The following is a 15,951-nucleotide window of genomic DNA, read 5'->3' as shown; positions in this document are numbered from 1 at the left end:
CACCTGGTGCCGCTCCACCACATCCACCCACGCCGACTCCACCACCGACGCCTCCAACACCCCACCCACACGCACCACCAACGGAACGTTGTAGGTCGGGGACGATCCTTCGAGCCGGTCGAAGAACCACATCCGCTGCTGGGCGTAGGACAACGGGAACATGCTCACCCTCCAAGGAAGTTTCAAAGCGATAGCGCGGCGTCCGGGAGGGCCGTCAGGAGCGGCGCACCAGCGCGGGACGCGCGGGGGCCGTTCGTGCGGCGTCCTCCACGGCCGCGGCGAGGCCGGCAGCCGTGGGGCTCTCGAAGATCTTCCGCAGTTCGAGGTCCACCCCGAAGACGGTGCGCAGTTCGCTCCACAGCCGCATCGCGCGCATCGAATGTCCGCCTCGGTCGAAGAAGTTGTCCTCGGTGGCCACGGAGTCGAGGTCCAGCACTTTGGCCATCACTGCGGCGACCTTGGCCTCGGTCTCGGACCGGGACGGGTGTTGGTCTGCGGCGTTCATGATTGCGGTTCCCCGTTCGATGTGGATGGACAGAAGGAGGCGGCTTGGTGGCCTACCAGCGGCGGGTCTCGCCGAAGAAGTCCGGGATCGTCAGCAGTCGCCCTTCGGCGGCGGCCTGCGCGTGGACGAAGTGGCCGACGGCCAGGTCGAGAACGCCCAGGCCGAAAGGCGAGAAGACGGTGGCCAGCTGCGGGTCGGTCCGCACCTGTCCCGTGAGCACCTGGGCGAGGGTTCCGGTGACGAAGTCCCGGTTGCCTGTGAGCTGTTCGGCCAGATGCGGTGAGGTGTCCGCCTTCATGCAGTGCTCGACGTCGTCGAGCACGTTGTTCGTCGTGAGCAGCAGTTCCGGGGCCAGGTCGCGTAGCGAGACGTTGAGGACCAGCTGCCCGGGCCGCAGGGCGCGGCCGGCGGGGATGTGGGGGCGCAGCGCGGTGGTGGCGAGCACGACCAGGTCACAGTCGAGGGCCTCGTCGGCGGTCGCCGTGCGGGAGGCGGCCCCGTACTCGGTCGCGAGGTGGCCGGCCAGGGCCTGCGCCGAGGGCGCGTCGATATCGTGGCAGCGTACGTCTGTGAGCGCTGTGCCCGCATGGTGCAGGTATCGGCAGATGGTCCGGGCGATGACTCCGCCGCCCAGCACTCCGATGCTGGTGGGGGCGGCAGGGCCCAGGGTCGTGGCGGCGAGCGCGGCGGACGCGGCCGTGCGCGCGGCGCTGATGCCGGCCGCTTCCAGCAGGGCGAACGGGTAGCCAGTCGTGTAGTCGTTGAGGACCAGTACCGCCGAGGCGCGCGGTAGTCCCGACTCCACGTTGCGCGGAAAGCTCGCTATCCACTTGATTCCGGCGACATCGCTGGCTCCCCCGAGATGGGCAGGAAGCGCGATGATCCGGGAGTCCGGCTTTTCTGGAAACCGCAGGAAATAGCTGTCCGGATTCACGCTGTCGCCTGCTTCATGGGTGAGATAGGCATCGCGGACGCAGGCGATGACGTCCTTCTCCCGGCCCACCAGTATCGCCATGACATCGCTTCCGCTAAGCACGGAGAATTCAGGCACGTTCGTTCCTCTGAGTCTCGTGGTGGTCAGCCCGGCAGGTATTCGGCTTCTCTTCGCTCCGTGCCGGCGGAGAGGGTTTCGGCCCCAAATCGCTCGACGACCCAGTCGTCGTTGTAGATGGTGTCGAGGTAGCCCTCCCCCATGTCCGGGGAGATGGCCAGGACCCGGCTGCCGGGGGCGATCCGGTCGCTGAGCGCGGTGACGGCCGCCAGCGTGCTGCCGGAGGAGCCGCCCAGTAGGAGCCCGTGTTCACGGGCGACCCGGCGGCAGGTGCGGACGGCGTCCCGCTCGTCGACGAGGACCTTGTGGAACGAGCCGTCGTCCGTGAAGATCTCGGGGACGCGGCTGGCGCCGATCCCGGGGATCCAGCGCCGTCCGGGGCCTCCGCCGAACGTCACCGAGCCCACGGCGTCGACCGCGACGACGTTCGTCGAAGCCCCCGCCTCACGCAACCCCCGCACGCAGCCCATCAGCGTCCCCGACGTCCCGGTGCCCACGAACAGCCAGTCCGGTGCGCCGAAGCCCGCGAGGATCTCGCCGACCGTGTGCGTGCTGTGGGCCGTGGCGTTGACCGGGTTGGCGTACTGGTTCAGCCACACGAGGCGGGAGTCGGCCGCGGCGCGACGACGGATGTACTCGATGCGGGTGGCGAGGTAGCCGCCCGCCCGGTCTCGCTCGTCCACGATCACGACGTCGGCGCCGAGCGCCCGGATGAAGCGCAGGGTGCGCGCGTTCACGTTGGGGTCGGTGACCAGGGTGATGCGGTAGCCCCGGGCGGCGCAGATGGAGGCGAGGGCCACACCCAGGTTTCCCGAGGTGGATTCGATGAGTTCGCATCCCGGCGTGATGCGTCCTCGCGCCTCGGCGTCGAGGATCATTTCCCGAGCCGTTTTCAATTTGATGGATCCAGCCGGGTTGAGACCCTCGATCTTGACATATATGGAGAATTCTGTCGCGAATCCAGGGAGTTCCATGAAACGGTCTCCCGATGAGACATCGTAGATTCGTCGTGGTATCAATGCCCCTCCGCACATCACGGGTCGGACGAGCAACCCATCTCTCGAACCCTAACCGCGCTTTCCTCGCGCCTTTCGGCATTCCCACCGGCAGTGCGGGGGCAGTTGTCAGCCTGTTGCCGCTACGCGGAAAGCACCGGCGATCTCGTCCGCCACATCCTTCTGGTTGGCCTCGTCCAGCAGGTAGAAGTGGCCTCCGGGAAAGACCCGGTTGCGCAGGCCCGCACCGGCGCGCCGACTCCAGCGGGTGAGTTCGGCGGTCTCGGTAAGCGCGTCGTCGTGGCCGCCCAGCACGATGAGCGGGACCGGCAGGGTCCGGTGGGCGTGCCGGGTGGCCAGGCGGTGCCCGAGGGTGAGATCGCTGCGCAGCACGGTGAGCAGGTGTGCCTGGACGTACTCGTCCTGCAGGACTTCGGCGGGCGTGCCGCCGCCCCGTTCGAGGATGTCCATCAGGTCCTGCTGGCTCCACTGCCCCGCGAGTGCGGTACGCGAACCGCCGTCGGGATGGGCACTGAGGACGAGGGCCTGGCACAGGTCCGGGGCTGCCAGTGCCAGCGCCACGGCGAAGGCGGCACCCATGCTGTGCCCGAAGAGGACGGACGGTACGGGGGCCAGGCTGCGCAGTTCTCCGGCCACGGCCGCCACCGCGGCCTCGGGGTCGTCCAGGATCTGACTGGCGTCCTCGCCGAACCTGCGCTCCCTGCCGGGCAGGGTGACACCGACGACCTCGATGTCGCGAGGGAGCCACCGCACGGTCGGGAGAAGGGCGTTCGGGCCCGCCCCCGAGTGCGCGAGAACAACTGTCCGGCCGACGGCCGGGCCGTTCGCGGGGCGTATGACGGTGAGCCAGACGTGCTGGGGCATTCCTGGTCCTCCTGCGGGCAGCTTCGTGGGGGCGGGGTCAGTCGCGCGGCGCGGTGTCGACGCGCAGCCAGTACCGGCTGGTGTCGCGGTCCAGGATCTGCAGTTCGATCAGGTACCGGCGGACGGCGACGTGGTCGGTCCCGGAGCCCTCGCACCAGGCGCGCAGCAGGTCGTTGACAGCGGGTTCGTCGTAGGTGAGACCGGCCTGGAAGGCCCCCCGGGCCAGGTGGCTCAGCACCGCCCGCCGACGTTCCAGCTGCGCGGGCAGGCTCCGCAGGCGGCCGTCCACGACGAAGGTGCGCAGCAGTGACGCCTCGGGCCCACCGCCCGCCGACGGCTGGACGCTGTCCGCCGGACGTGCCGCAGCCCTCAAGTAAGCTTCGTCCGACCGAAGTCGGCCGTCTTCGTCGGTCACCAGCCCGCCTGCGACGAGCTTGCGCACCGCGGTGGCGGTCTCCTTGGGTGTCGTACCGGCCGCCCGGGCCGCATCAGGCAACGTGGTCGCGCCGAGAACGATCGCGGAGAACACCCGCAGACGTACCGAATCGGCGAGTACTCCGATGATGGTCTGCGCCCTCATGGGGAGCTTCCTCCTGTAGCTGTGAAGGTGGGGAGTGGAGAGGTGTGAGGCGGGCACGAGAGGTGCCGGGGACGGAAGGTGCGGGGCAGCACTGAGGGACACGCCGCTCGTACGAGGTTGAGGACGCTGAACGCGATCCGCCTCTCCGTGCGTTCGCAGCGGATGAGCCCTTGGTGCAGCATGGCCTGCACCGCCACTGCGGCGGACGCACGGCTCAGTCCGAGCCGCTGCGCCATCTCCTTCACCGTCCAGTGACCGCCCCGCTCGGCCAGCTGGACCAGCAAGGCGCTCTGTTCCGGCGTCAGTTCGGCGACCGCCTGCGCGACCGCCCGCTCGATCCAGCTGCCCGCGGCGGTGTCGCAGGGTGGTGCGGCCAGGAGCAGGGGCTCAGTGCGGGCCATCGACACGAGTTCGTCGGGCGGGCACAGCACGAGCCAGGAGGCGACCGACTCGAGAGCGCGGGGCAGCCCGTCGAGCAGGGAGCAGATCTCCCGCAGCGCGGCGGTGTCAGCGGGGTCCGGCCGGTAGCCCGGGCGCAGTGCGGCGATCCGGTCGAGGAGGACGGCGAGCGCGGGCGAGGGCGGCGCCGGGTGCGGTCCGTCGAGCGCGGCGAAGTCCTGGGTGGGCAGCGGGCCCAGCTGGACGGTCCAGTTCTGCTCGCGGTCCCGTGCATTGTGCGCGGTCTCCAGGATGCGCAGCCGCGGGCACTCCGCTAGGAGGGAGTTCATGGTTGCGCGGGAGACGTGGTCGCCGCCCGGTGCGATGTCGTTCCCATCGATCACCAGCAGGACGTCCCGGTCCTCCACCAGGCGGGCGGCTTCCGCAGTCGCCCCGCCGGTGCGGGCGAGCAGTCCCTCCATCCAGACGGCTGGGACGGTCTGGAGTCCGGTGGCCTGGATACCCGTGTCGAGTGCCGACATCCGGGGCACCCTCATCCACAAGGCGGGCACACCGGCTTCGGCGTGCAGGACGTGGGCTGCCGCCAGGGCGAGACGGGTCTTGCCGGTGCCGCCGAGACCGGCGACGGTGACGACCCTCCCGACGGGCCGACGCAGCAGCCCGACGGCGCGCTCCAGGTCGGCGCCCCGGCCGTGCGGGCGCGGCGCCGGCCCGGACAGGACCTCGAAACTGGCGTCGTCGACCTGGAGTCCGGCCGCGACGAAGAGCGCCGCCCTGCGGCCTCCGCCGAGTCTGAGTGCGTCGGCGAGCAGCCGGATCGTCTCCTTGCGCGGGTTCTTCGCGAGCCCGAGCTCGAGGTTACGGATGGCGCGCACGCTCACGGTGGAGAGCCCCGCGAGTTCAGTCTGTGTCAGCCGGGCACGACCGCGGTGGTGCTGGAGCAGGCCGCCGAGGCTCATGTCGTTGGTCGTCACCGTCAAGTACGTCCCCTTCCATGGGAGTTCTTTCTGATGGGTCGAGCAGGGGGTCAGTGCACGGGGTCGGCCAGGAGGAATTCGGTAAGCGCGCGGAGTCTGGGGTCGTGGGAACCGCACAGTTCGCGTACCGAATCGAGCGACAGGCCGGGCAGGCCCACGGAGATGACGGGGATGCCGAGGCGGGAGGCGAGCAGGTGCGCCACGGGCGAGTTCGCGGGCAGGTCGTTCCCGTGGCCGCACGACTGCCAGGGCACGCCGGCTCGCCGGCAGCAGTGCACAAACTCGGCGGCCTGGGGACGGTCGGCGGTCTCGGCGCAGTCCCCCACCACCGGCCCGCCGTTGGGAAGCGGGCGACACGGCTCCGGGCGTCCGGGTGCAGCGCGTCCGTCATCGAGGCGGCGACCGCCAGCGTTCCCGCGACAGCCCGTTCCCAGTCGCCTCGGCAGCCGCCCCACGCCTCAACGGAGCGGCGGAGCACCCGTGCGAGCCGGGCGCCCTGCAGCCCGCCCGCTGGCTCCGAGCGCACCGCCATGCGGTCGAAGGCCACGAAGGCGGCGACCGCGGAGGGCGTGCGCTCCGCGGCGCCCAGCAGGGTAGTGAGCCCCGAGTGCACGGAGACTAGGTTGTTCAGGCGCGCGGATGCGAGGAATTCCCCCGCATCGCCCAGGAGGGCCGGCGGCTGCACGTCGTGGAGCATCAGGTCCCAGCCGAGCAGGTCGTCGGCGTGGATGTCCGCCTCGGCCGCGAGCCGGCCCAGGAGACGGCCCGGGTCCTTCCCGCCCAGCCCCCGCAGAGCAGCCGGCCCCCGGCCGTCACGACCAGGAACGCCGTCGGCCGCCAGCCATGGCTGCGGGATGCGCCGCAGGGGCGAGTGGAGGCAGACCAGCCGGGTGGAGCCGTCGTGCAGGACGAGCCGGCCGGACACCGCGAGGTCGCGGTCGAGCCAGCTGCCGAGGCGGACGTGGCCGTAGGCGTCCACGGCGATGCGCTGCCACCCCCGGGCCCCCGCGTCCGGCGTCGGTCCGATCCGCAGGTTCGGCGCGTCGGTGTTCGCGGCCACGAGCCGGATCGGGGTCGAACCGGCCGCACCGGGCGGGGCGTACCAGGCAATGAGCATGCCCCCGTCGGCCACGAAGCAGCCGCCTGTTGCGTCCGCCCAGTGGGCGTCCTCGCCGAGTTCCCGGAACCCGGCCGCCCGCAGCCGGACCGTCGCCTCCTCCACCGCGCGGTAGGGCGAGGTACCGGCCTCGACGCACGCGAGCAGATCGTCGCCGTGCCGCACCGTGTGCGACGCGGTCACTGGTGGTCGTCTGCGGCGGCGGAGCGGCCCCAGGCCGAGTCGGCGCGGAGATGCGTGTGCGTACCGGCTTCCGTCCCGGCCGACTGGGCCTGGCCGCAGAGAGCGACGAGCCCCAGGACGGCGGATGCGATCGTGGCACGGATCAGGTAACTCATGAGTGGGTCCCCTCAGGAGCAAGATGATCGGACGGCGTGTGGCCTCCTGTCGTCATACTCGTCGACGACTTAGTCGCCTTCATAGAGCCACCGGAGCGTGCAAATGTAACCTGCACACTTGTGAGCCCTCAACAACCTCGGTCGATCCGGTGCATATGCGACACCACGCAACCAAGTTCACCCTGTGCACCCGCACGTGACCTGTACGGCACCAGACTTACAGTCGGACCACTGCCTCGCACAGACGTGCCAGATTGTCTGTGGAAGCTATCTCTCGTACGTGAATGCGTAGATTTACCCGATTTACTGGAGATTGTCCCGCCTGAGGTTGCGGCGTACGCGACTCTCGGGCCGCTGGAGGAGGATCTGGCGCGCCGACGCGTGGAGCTGCTGTCCGCTCAGGCCGCCTTCGCCGCCCTGTCGGAGGCGTACGCGGGTGCGCGCGGGGACCGGCAGGAGGCGGTCACCCTGCTCACCGGAGGCAGCCTGATCAGCTCGGCCCTGGAAGCAGCCGTGGCGGCGTGCAGCGAGGAACTGATGACGGCCCAGCCCGGCGGTGGGCGCGAGCCGCATCTCCTCGCCGAGGCCAGGGAGCGGGACGTGCGCCTTCTGTCCCGCAGCGTCCGGCAGCGCACCATCTACCAGCACACCGTCCGCTCGCACCCGGCGACGATGTCGTACATCGAGGAGGTCGCCGAAGCGGGTGCCCAGGTCCGCACCTTGACCGAGGTCTTCGAGCGCATGATCATCTGCGATCGGAAGGTCGCCTTCATACCGGTGTCCGAGGAACGTTCGATCGCCGCCCTCAGGATCACGCATCCGGGGCTCGTCCGCTTTTTGGCCCAGTTCTTCGAGAACGCCTGGGACCGGGCAGTCCCCGTCGTTCCGCGGGCAGCTCCAGTGCGGTCGCCCGAGATCACCTCGGACATCCAGCGCGCCATCCTGCGGGCGATCGTGTCCGGTGAGACGGACGACTGCATCGCCCGGCGCCTGGGCATGAGCCGGCGCAGTGTGGCCGAGCACGTCCGCAAGGTGTCCCAGCAGCTCGCCAGCAGCAGCCGGGCCCAACTGGGCTACCTGCTGGCGACCTCCTCACTCCTGCACCCGGCGGGCGACGAGGCCGCAGCTCCCTCCCTGGGACTGCTGGACGGAGCCGGCATCATGCACGGCCACTCCCGAGCACCTCTGCCAGCCGTGTCACTGTCGGGTGGAGGTACAGCTCCCGCAGAGGCAGAGGGGGCATCCCCCGCTCACGCATGACCGCTGCCAAGCGCACTGCAAGCAGTGAGTTCCCGCCGAGCAGGAAGAAGTTGTCGTCCGGTCCGACCGGTACTCCGAGAAGCGTCTCCCAGACCTCGGCGAGGAACGCCGCGAGGTCGGCGGGCTCACCGGGCTCACCGCCCGGCGATCCTGGCGTGGCCGCGGGCGTGGACGGCGCGGGAACGGCAGCGTGTTCCGCCAACTTGCGCCTGTCCAGCTTGCCGTTCGCGGTCAGGGGCAGGGCCGGTACGGCGACCACCGACGCCGGCACCATGTAGGAGGGCAGTACGCCCTGCGCATGCAGGCGCACCGGCTCCGTTTCGTCCGCATCACCCCCCAGCACCACGTACGCGGTGACGCGGGCCTGAGCGGCGTCCCCGGTCTCGGCCCCCGCGACGACCACTACGGCCGCCGTGACGTCCGGTGCCTCCAACAGGACGGCGCGGATCTCGTCCAGCTCGATCCGGAAGCCCCGCACCTTCACCTGCGAGTCGAGGCGCCCCAGATGCTCGAGCCTGCCGTCCGGCAGGATCCGGCCGCGGTCGCCGCTCCGGTACATGCGCCCTCCGTTGAAGGGGTCCGGCACGAACCGCTCTCCCGTCAGATCGGGACGTCCCAGGTACTCCAGGGCGAGCCCCTCCCCGCCGACGTAGATCTCGCCGGGAGCACCGCACGCGACCGGGCGCTGCTGCTCGTCGAGAACGTACAGGTACCAGCCGGGCAGAGCGGCACCCACCGAGCGCGATCCGGACAGCGCCTCGCGGCGCGTGACGGTCTGGGACGTCACATGGACGGTGGTCTCCGTGATTCCGAACATGTTCACCATCCGGCAGCGGTGCTCCGGGTAGCGGTCGAACCAGGCACGCAGCGGCCGTACGTCGAGTGCCTCCCCGCCGAACACGACCAGCCGGACGGCCAGGCGTCCTTCGCTGCGGCGGTCGGCGTCCATCATCTGGGCGAACGCCGACGGGGTCTGGTTCAGTACGGTGACCCGCTCGGTCAGCAGCAGGGCGTGGAACTCCTCGGGTGACCGGGACACCCAGAACGGCACCACGACGAGACGGGCTCCTGTCAGCAGTGCCCCCCATACCTCCCAAACGGAGAAGTCGAAAGCACAGGAGTGGAAGAGGGTCCAGGTGTCGTCCGGGCCGAGACCGAAGTCGTCCTTCGTGGCGGCGAGGAGGGCCACGACGTTGCGGTGCGGTACGACCACGCCCTTGGGGCGGCCGGTGGAGCCCGAGGTGTAGATGACGTAGGCCGCCTCCTCGGGGGACCGCTCGGGCTTCACCTTTTCGGGTGCCCTGCCCAGGTGGTCCCGCCACGCTTCCAGCTCCTCCGGGCGCACACACCACATACCGGCGGTCCCGGGAAAGCTGTCGAGGGTGGTCACCACGGCTCGCAGTCCCGCGTCCTGCGCGGTGTACGCGAGCCGTTCGGCCGGATAGGCCGGGTCCATCGGCACATAGACGCAGTCCGCCTTCAGCACGGCGAGCATGGCGACCACGAGATCGAGGGACCGCTCGAGGCAGACCCCCACCCTCTCCCCGGCACCGACCCCGCCGTCCCGCAGAGCGGCGGCGCAGCGCGCGGCCCGCTCCTCCAGTTCGGCGTACGTCAGTGTCTGCCCCTCGAAGCCGACCGCCACGGCATCGGGCCGTTCAGCGGCCCTGGCCGCGAAGACCGCATCGATCCGTTGCGGCATCCAGTCCAACGGCTGCTCGGGGACGCCGAGTTCCACCGTACGACGGGTCTCGTCCGCATCGAGCAGCCCGAGGCCCCCCGGCGCGAGCTGCCCCGCCGTGCTGCTCAGCTGCTCATGAACGAAGGCGATATACCTAGCGAACCGCTCGGCCGACTCTTTGTCCACTTCGCGGAGCCGGTGGTGGACGGTCACCTGTGGCGCCCCCGAAGCGGTGCGCCCGGGGACGACGGTGAGCGGGAAAGGAGCGGTCTGGCACGCCGTGTAGCGGTGTCCGCCGGCGTACGGGAGCTCGTCACCGGTTCCGTCCAGGACGCCCACCGCGACCCCGCCGCCCGCGCCAAGCCCGAGATCCGCGTACTGGCCTGCTCCGCACCGGCAGCCGCGTCCCGCGAGTGCCTCCCTCGCACGCGCCAGCAGGCCCGCCACGTCGACGGCACCGGAGAGGTCCAGAGCGAGCAGGGTGCCGGTGTCGAACGCGCCCAGCGCCCCGGCGGGCCGGTCCCACCAGTTCCTCAGAACACCGAGCAGAGGCCGGTCCAGGCCCTCGAGCCGGGCGATGACGACCGCGGCCGCCACCGCGAGGCGAGCCGCCAGATCGGCCGACCCGATGCGCAGTTCCACGGTGACACGTCCCGTGCGGTCGCCCGCGCCGCCCTCCCCGACCGCCCAGTCCAGCTGGGCCGCGGACTCCGCCGCCCGCCACTCCCGGAGTGTCTCCTCGCGTGCCTCCCCCCGGTCGTGCGGCTCGACCGGACGTATCTCCGCATACCGCGTACGGCCCGTCAGGACGTCGGCGACGAGGTGCAAGGACTGCGCGTCCAGGCGGTCGCGATGGGCCACGAGAACGAGTTCGGCCTGCCCGTCGGCGAACTCGAGCAGGACGGCACGGAACACCCCGTCCCGAGGGTGGAGAGCGCGGGTCGTCTCGGCGCGTATCCGATCGCCCCCGGCGGCCCGGGCGACAGGGATCCGCTCGTGCCACAGCCTGGGACGACCGCCCGCGGCGTCGTCACTCCACCAGGCTCCGACCGCCTCGTCCAGCGTCCGCCCCATCAGCTCGGCGTCCGCGTCTTCCGGAAGGCGTACGTGGACGGCGTGACAGCGTGCCGACGCGGCTGCGGCGGCGGGGGTGAGCCAGGATGCTTCGGTTCGGCGCACGGTGTGAACTCCAAGTGACATGGTCGTGGTGGGAGGGGCGGCGCCTGGCGGGAGCGTGTCGGCGTCAGCGCGCGGTGAAGCCACCATCGACGGTAACGACGCTGCCCGTGATGTGGCGCGACTCGTCCGAGGCCAGCCACAGGGCCGCCGACGCGATGTCCTCCGGTTCGACGAGCGCGTTCATTGGCTGAGACTGGACGAAGGTGTCCTCGTGTTCGTTCACCGGGACGTCCAGGGCACGGGCGATCTCGGACAGCATGCACCCTTCGACGTGGTCCGCATCCCGGACCGATCCCGGGCAGAGGGCGTTCACGCGCACCTTTCGCGGCGCGTAGTCCAACGCCACGGCCTTGGTCAGGCCGACAAGGCCGTGCTTCGCGGCCACGTAGGCGGCGAAGTGGCGGTAGCCGACCAGTCCGGCGGTGGAGGCGACGTTGACGATGCTGCCCGAACCGCGCTCGACCATGCGGCCGCCGACGGCCCGGATCAGGCGCCAGGCTCCGGACAGGTCGACGTCGAGCATGAGGTTCCACTCGGCCTCGTCGATGTCGTGCGCGGTCTTGCCGGAAGGAGCGGCGATGCCCGCGTTGTTGACCAGGACGTCGATTGCGCCGAACCGTGCGACGGCCGCGTCCACCGCGGCGTCGACCGCATCTGCGTCGCGCACGTCGACCGCTGTGGCAAGGACGGAGACGCCGAGGTCCCGGCAGAGTTCGACTGTGTGCTCGAGCTGGCTGACGGACCCGAGCGGATAGGGCACCTGGTCGAGGTTCCGGGCGATGTCGAACAGGACGAGGTCCGCGCCTTCCTGCGCGAAAGCGGTGGCGCAAGCACGTCCCAGCCCTCTGGCGGCTCCCGTGACGAGGACGGTCTTACCGGACAGTCGCACGGTCGGCTCCCGGGAGTACCTGCACCTGTGCATTGATCACGTCGAGGAGAGCCGGTACGTCGTCGGCCAGGTACATGTGGCCACCGTCCAGTTCGACCATGTTCAGCTCGCTGTCGGTGACATCCGCCCACCGGGCGATCACGGCGCCGCTGACCAGCTCGTCGTGCCGTCCCCGCATAGCCGTGATGGGCACCTGCAGCGACTTGTCCGTGGAGGGGCGGTAGTCCTCGTGCATCGCGACGTCCGCGCGCAGCACGGGCAGCAGCAGCTCCCGCAGGTCCGGGTTCTCCAGGGCAGGATGCGCGTACCCCGCAAAGCTCCGCACCTGAGCCAGGAACGCCTCGTCGTCCAGGTCGCTGGCCCGAGTCTCCCTGCCGTTCCAGGGACCGGGCGACCCGCTGACGAACAGCCTCTCAACCTTGATCCCTTCCGCCTCGCCAAGCGAGTGGGCCAGTTCGTAGGCAAGAACGGCACCGAGGCTGTGGCCGAAGACCGCCACCCGGCCCGCGCCACCGGTGACCTGCACGACCTGGTCGTACGCGTCCGCCACGGCTCGGGCTGCGATCGTGTGGGGCGGCTCGACGAAGCGGTCCTCCCTTCCCGGGAACTGCACCGCCACTATCCGCAAGGTCTCCGGTACGTGCTTCTCCCAGGCTCTGAAGAATGAGGCGCCCGCCCCTGCGAAGGGCAGGCAGACAAGAGCTATCGGTTCCATCGGGTGGATTCCCTCTCGGCCAAGTGGAGCTCAGGCGCAGCAGCGTATGCAGGGGTTCGGAGCCGCAGCGGCAGGCGGGAAGGTAGCTGGGCGGCAGTTGTGACGGCCGATGTCGGACATCCACGGCTGCAGTTGCGCCCTTCCGGCGCTCGGATGCCCGCACAGCGCTGTGGCGTCTCGTCCCCTGTTACCGGCCCGCCAGCAAGGACCTCAGGCCAACGTTCAGCTCCAGGACGTTGACCCGGGGTTCGCCGACGCGTAGCCCACTACATGCCCCTGGCCGACCTCCCGGCAGCATGACCGCCTTCAGCGGGCCCCGCGGGCCCCGAGGTCATGCCGCGCCGTCTACGCCGGCGCCCTCGCCACCTAGCGGCCATGTCCCAGACCCTCAGCGCCGAACTCCAGGGCACCGGTGTCAGCGTCCATGCGGTCTGCCCCGGCACCTTCGCCACCAACTTCCACGCCGCCCAGGGCCTCGACGCCAGCGCCATCCCCCGCATGACCGCCGATGACTTCGTCACCGGTACCCTGCGCGGCCTCGAACTCGGCGAAGTCGTCATCGGCCAGGTAGGCCAGCAGTCGTGCTCGCCGCGCGAGCGGAGGTGAGCCGCCCACTGCCGCGGAGGACCAAGGCCGACCTCCAGCGCACAGCCCCGGCCCCGCCGCGCTGCCCTACGTCGAGTAGAACCGAAAGGGCATCCGTCAGCCGTGGGAGTCCTCTGGGACTTTTCTGGGACTTCCGGCTTCATCAACCAGCACGAGCATGAAACAACTAAAAGACCATTCGCGCAGGTCAGCGACCAAATCCCACTCATCGTGGCAGGTCACCGCACTGGCTGGTCTCTTCCGCGACATCTGAATGGCGAATGCCGTCGCACCCCCATCTGACCCACAAGAACACGGGCCAGGAGGGGGTGCGGCGGCAGTTCGCAGCCGCAGCAGCTCCCCCGGTTCCGGACCCCGATGTCGTCGGCGACCGCGGCGATGTGGCGCACCGACCGCTTCGATCAGGGCGTGCAGCACGTTCGCTCGCAGCGACGGTTCGGAGGTCAGGTCGAAGCACTCGCAGCAGGCGGCCGCGATCAGTTCCGGGAGGTCCGCGTCGTCGGTGGGCCGGACCATCAGCGGCGTGCTGCGGCCCGGCTGGCAGCCTCTCAGTCGGCGGTCCAGTGGTAGGTCACGTCGGGCTCGTTCTCCTCGTTGCGGCTGCCGTCGTCGAAATCGCCGGCGGTGAAGCCGTGGCGCTCGTAGAACGTGCGGGCGTCCGTGTTGCGCTGGAAGACGTGCAGGGACAGCCGCTCGGGCGAGGCCTCCCGCACGGTCTCCAGGAGCGCCGTGCCGATGCCCCGGCGCCGTACGTCGGGGCGCAGGTAGAGGTGGTCGAGGACGGTGCCGTCAAGGGAGGCGAAGCCGACGATCTCCGCCGCCTCGCCCAGTTCGGCCACCCAGACGGTGCTGTCGGGCAGGACCACGGCATCGATCCACGCGCGGGTCTCCTCGTCGTTGTGGAGGCGCGGCAGGTACGCCATGGCGGCGGCCCGCGAGGCGAGGAAGACGGCGGTGACGGCCTCGCCGTCGGCGGGTGTCGCGCGGCGGATGCGCGGCGTCTTCGGCTTTTCGGCCTGGCCGGTGCCGCTCGGGAGGGCGGTCATGGGTGGGCTCGTTTCTGTCGTGGGCGGAAGGCATGTCGTCAGCCGTGCGAGACCGGGATCGCCCGGGCCTCAGACGGTGTGGACGCGGCTCGCGAAGGAGATGCCGGACGCGTCGCGGACCCAGGTCAGATCCCCGGGACGCGGCCGCTCCAGCGACCGCTCGGGGAGGCCCGCGTCCTGCGTCATGGCCAGTACGCGCAGCGGCCCGTCGCCCCGGACGCCGGCTCGGCTTTCGGAGCCACAACGCGGCTGCTCGGCCTCTTCGGCGACCATTGCCTGAACTCCTTTCTTGAATTTCAGAGCATGATGAGCAGACGTGTCTGCGGCTTGAGCTTCCTGTTCACCGAACGACTCTGCACGTATACCTCCAACTTGGGATTGTGCCCCGCCTTCACGGAGACGGTCCCCTGTATACCCGTACCGAACAGAATGCTGCGCGCCGCGTCGCCGGTGTAGGCGCGGTCGGTGTCCTTCTCGACCACGATGACTTCCTTATCGGGTTGAACCTGAACCCGGGTACCCAACTGGTAGTAACACGAGCCGCGTTCGTACGTCACGCCCGGATGCGAATTGACGAAGGGGCGAATCTCGACCTCCTTGTCGACCTTCAGGAGCCGATACTTGTCGGCCGGGATCGGTTCGAGGTTCGCCCGCACCTCGTCGACCGATATGTCCTGGCCGACGGCGAACAAGTTCTTCGTGCCGCGCACGCCCTGCTCGCGGCCCCGGAGGAAGCTGGTGGCGGCAGCGCGCACGGTGCCGATCGCCTCCTCGACACCCTCCTGGGAATCCGCGTCCCAGATGGCGATGTTTCCGGCCGGGAAGCCGTAATTCTGGGCGGTGCGCTTCGCCAGGGAGTTCGGAACGAGGATCGCGGACGTCCAGTGGCCTGGAAGCCCGCCCATCTTCGCCGTGATCTTGTCGAGCCAGGGGCCGAGGATGGCCATGTCGCCATCGTGCCGCCTGTCGCCGCCGGAGGCGTTCTCCTCGCCGTCCGTCACCACGATCTGGAGGAAGCTGTGCTCGCCGTATTCCTCCCAGATATGGCCCAGGTCGTCCAGGGACTTCAGAGAAGCCTCGATGAGGGCCGTAGCACCATTGTTGACTTTGTACAGACCCCGCATGGACGGCAGATGCTTCACGTCCATGTCCCAGACCAGGTTCTCCACCTTGTGGTCGAAGGAGTAGAGGCTGATCCGGGTCTCATGGCCGAGGCTGTCCGACTCGGCCTTCAGGCCCGCTACGAACTCGTCCACGACGCGGATGAGCTGACCCTGGTGCTGATACATGGAACCCGAACAGTCCACTACCAGCGCGACGTGATTCACCTTGTGCTGAATCTTGTTGGAGGACACGTTTCTGCTCCTTCTCCGAGGCTCCCCGAGTGATGCTTGAACCCTATGGGGAGGCACTGACAACGGCGTTTGACGCACGCTCACCTGCCTGCACCTAAGGGCTGTCCCGTAATCCATGGTGGATCAGCGCGCGGCGTCAGATGCGGTGCATCGCAAGGCGGAGGGACGTCCGCATACTGGATGTATGCGGACGTTCCGACAACGCGGCGAGGTGCCGTAGCTGTCGTCGCGCGCCCGCCAGGGATTACGGGACAGCCCTTAGCGACCGTCCGCGACACCCAGGAGACGATCGGGCGGCCGTCTCGACGCCGGCGCCGGCGCGGAGCACGTCATCGCGATATGTGGACCTCTCCATCGACACCCATTGACATCG

At 69.7% G+C, this 15,951-nt stretch carries 17 protein-coding genes; 2 read left to right on the top strand and 15 right to left on the bottom strand.

All coding sequences use genetic code 11. From position 1 onward, the window contains the following. The 9 genes from ABT115_RS16500 to ABT115_RS16455 form a co-directional block, all read right to left on the bottom strand. Positions 1-162 (bottom strand): condensation domain-containing protein (locus ABT115_RS16500; RefSeq protein ID WP_351789593.1); only part of this gene is annotated, 162 nt, incomplete at its 3' end. A 52-nt stretch (positions 163-214) separates the two neighbouring features. Then, on the bottom strand, positions 215-505 hold the full coding sequence (locus ABT115_RS16495; RefSeq protein WP_351789575.1) for a phosphopantetheine-binding protein: 291 nt from the start codon (positions 503-505) through the stop codon (positions 215-217). 52 nt (positions 506-557) lie between these two features. Continuing rightward, on the bottom strand, positions 558-1,556 hold the full coding sequence (gene sbnB / locus ABT115_RS16490; RefSeq protein WP_351789573.1) for a 2,3-diaminopropionate biosynthesis protein SbnB: 999 nt from the start codon (positions 1,554-1,556) through the stop codon (positions 558-560). A gap of 26 nt (positions 1,557-1,582) precedes the next feature. After that, positions 1,583-2,530, bottom strand: coding sequence for a 2,3-diaminopropionate biosynthesis protein SbnA (gene sbnA, locus ABT115_RS16485; RefSeq protein ID WP_351789570.1), 948 nt, complete (start codon positions 2,528-2,530; stop codon positions 1,583-1,585). 150 nt (positions 2,531-2,680) lie between these two features. Further along, a complete protein-coding gene (locus ABT115_RS16480; RefSeq protein ID WP_351789567.1) occupies positions 2,681-3,436 on the bottom strand; it encodes a thioesterase II family protein in 756 nt (251 codons plus the stop codon). Positions 3,437-3,473: 37 nt separating this feature from the next. Next, entirely contained in the window at positions 3,474-4,016 is a 543-nt protein-coding gene (locus ABT115_RS16475; RefSeq protein ID WP_351789564.1) for a DUF2087 domain-containing protein, read from the bottom strand. After that, positions 4,013-5,389, bottom strand: a complete 1,377-nt coding sequence (locus tag ABT115_RS16470) for a helix-turn-helix domain-containing protein (protein WP_351789591.1) — start codon at positions 5,387-5,389, stop codon at positions 4,013-4,015. The genes ABT115_RS16475 and ABT115_RS16470 overlap by 4 nt, the downstream gene beginning before the upstream one ends. After that, a complete protein-coding gene (locus tag ABT115_RS16460; RefSeq protein WP_502969105.1) occupies positions 5,316-6,692 on the bottom strand; it encodes a zinc-binding metallopeptidase family protein in 1,377 nt (458 codons plus the stop codon). The genes ABT115_RS16470 and ABT115_RS16460 overlap by 74 nt, the downstream gene beginning before the upstream one ends. Next, the gene (locus ABT115_RS16455; RefSeq protein WP_351789561.1) at positions 6,689-6,847 is read right to left on the bottom strand and encodes a hypothetical protein; all 159 of its coding nucleotides are present in this window, start codon (positions 6,845-6,847) and stop codon (positions 6,689-6,691) included. Before ABT115_RS16455 ends, ABT115_RS16460 begins: the two co-directional genes overlap by 4 nt. A 381-nt stretch (positions 6,848-7,228) precedes the next feature. On the opposite strand from ABT115_RS16455, the gene ABT115_RS16450 reads away from it, so the two are divergent. Next, positions 7,229-8,107, top strand: coding sequence for a LuxR C-terminal-related transcriptional regulator (locus ABT115_RS16450; RefSeq protein WP_351789558.1), 879 nt, complete (start codon positions 7,229-7,231; stop codon positions 8,105-8,107). On the opposite strand, the gene ABT115_RS16445 is transcribed toward ABT115_RS16450, so the two are convergent. The 3 genes from ABT115_RS16445 to ABT115_RS16435 form a co-directional block, all read right to left on the bottom strand. Beyond that, positions 8,007-10,967, bottom strand: a complete 2,961-nt coding sequence (locus tag ABT115_RS16445) for an amino acid adenylation domain-containing protein (protein WP_351789555.1) — start codon at positions 10,965-10,967, stop codon at positions 8,007-8,009. The two genes, ABT115_RS16450 and ABT115_RS16445, sit on opposite strands and share 101 nt — an antisense overlap. Before the next feature lie 64 nt (positions 10,968-11,031). Beyond that, positions 11,032-11,856, bottom strand: coding sequence for an SDR family oxidoreductase (locus tag ABT115_RS16440; protein ID WP_351789552.1), 825 nt, complete (start codon positions 11,854-11,856; stop codon positions 11,032-11,034). After that, the gene (locus tag ABT115_RS16435; protein ID WP_351789550.1) at positions 11,840-12,571 is read right to left on the bottom strand and encodes a thioesterase II family protein; all 732 of its coding nucleotides are present in this window, start codon (positions 12,569-12,571) and stop codon (positions 11,840-11,842) included. Before ABT115_RS16435 ends, ABT115_RS16440 begins: the two co-directional genes overlap by 17 nt. Positions 12,572-12,946: 375 nt before the next feature. On the opposite strand from ABT115_RS16435, the gene ABT115_RS16430 reads away from it, so the two are divergent. Then, a complete protein-coding gene (locus ABT115_RS16430; protein ID WP_351789547.1) occupies positions 12,947-13,177 on the top strand; it encodes an SDR family oxidoreductase in 231 nt (76 codons plus the stop codon). A gap of 548 nt (positions 13,178-13,725) precedes the next feature. On the opposite strand, the gene ABT115_RS16425 is transcribed toward ABT115_RS16430, so the two are convergent. The 3 genes from ABT115_RS16425 to ABT115_RS16415 form a co-directional block, all read right to left on the bottom strand. Further along, entirely contained in the window at positions 13,726-14,223 is a 498-nt protein-coding gene (locus tag ABT115_RS16425) for a GNAT family N-acetyltransferase (RefSeq protein ID WP_351789544.1), read from the bottom strand. Positions 14,224-14,292: 69 nt separating this feature from the next. Beyond that, the gene (locus ABT115_RS16420) at positions 14,293-14,496 is read right to left on the bottom strand and encodes a hypothetical protein (protein ID WP_351789541.1); all 204 of its coding nucleotides are present in this window, start codon (positions 14,494-14,496) and stop codon (positions 14,293-14,295) included. Between the two features lie 23 nt (positions 14,497-14,519). After that, positions 14,520-15,578 (bottom strand): vWA domain-containing protein, encoded by a 1,059-nt coding sequence (locus ABT115_RS16415; RefSeq protein WP_351789538.1) that lies wholly within the window; start codon positions 15,576-15,578, stop codon positions 14,520-14,522. Positions 15,579-15,951: the final 373 nt, after the last annotated feature.

Origin of the sequence: Streptomyces sp. NPDC001832, from assembly GCF_040297265.1 — a bacterium.
Lineage (GTDB): Bacteria > Actinomycetota > Actinomycetes > Streptomycetales > Streptomycetaceae > Streptomyces.
Note: the sequence above shows the minus strand (reverse complement) of the source record. Positions and strands in the feature narration are given on the sequence as shown.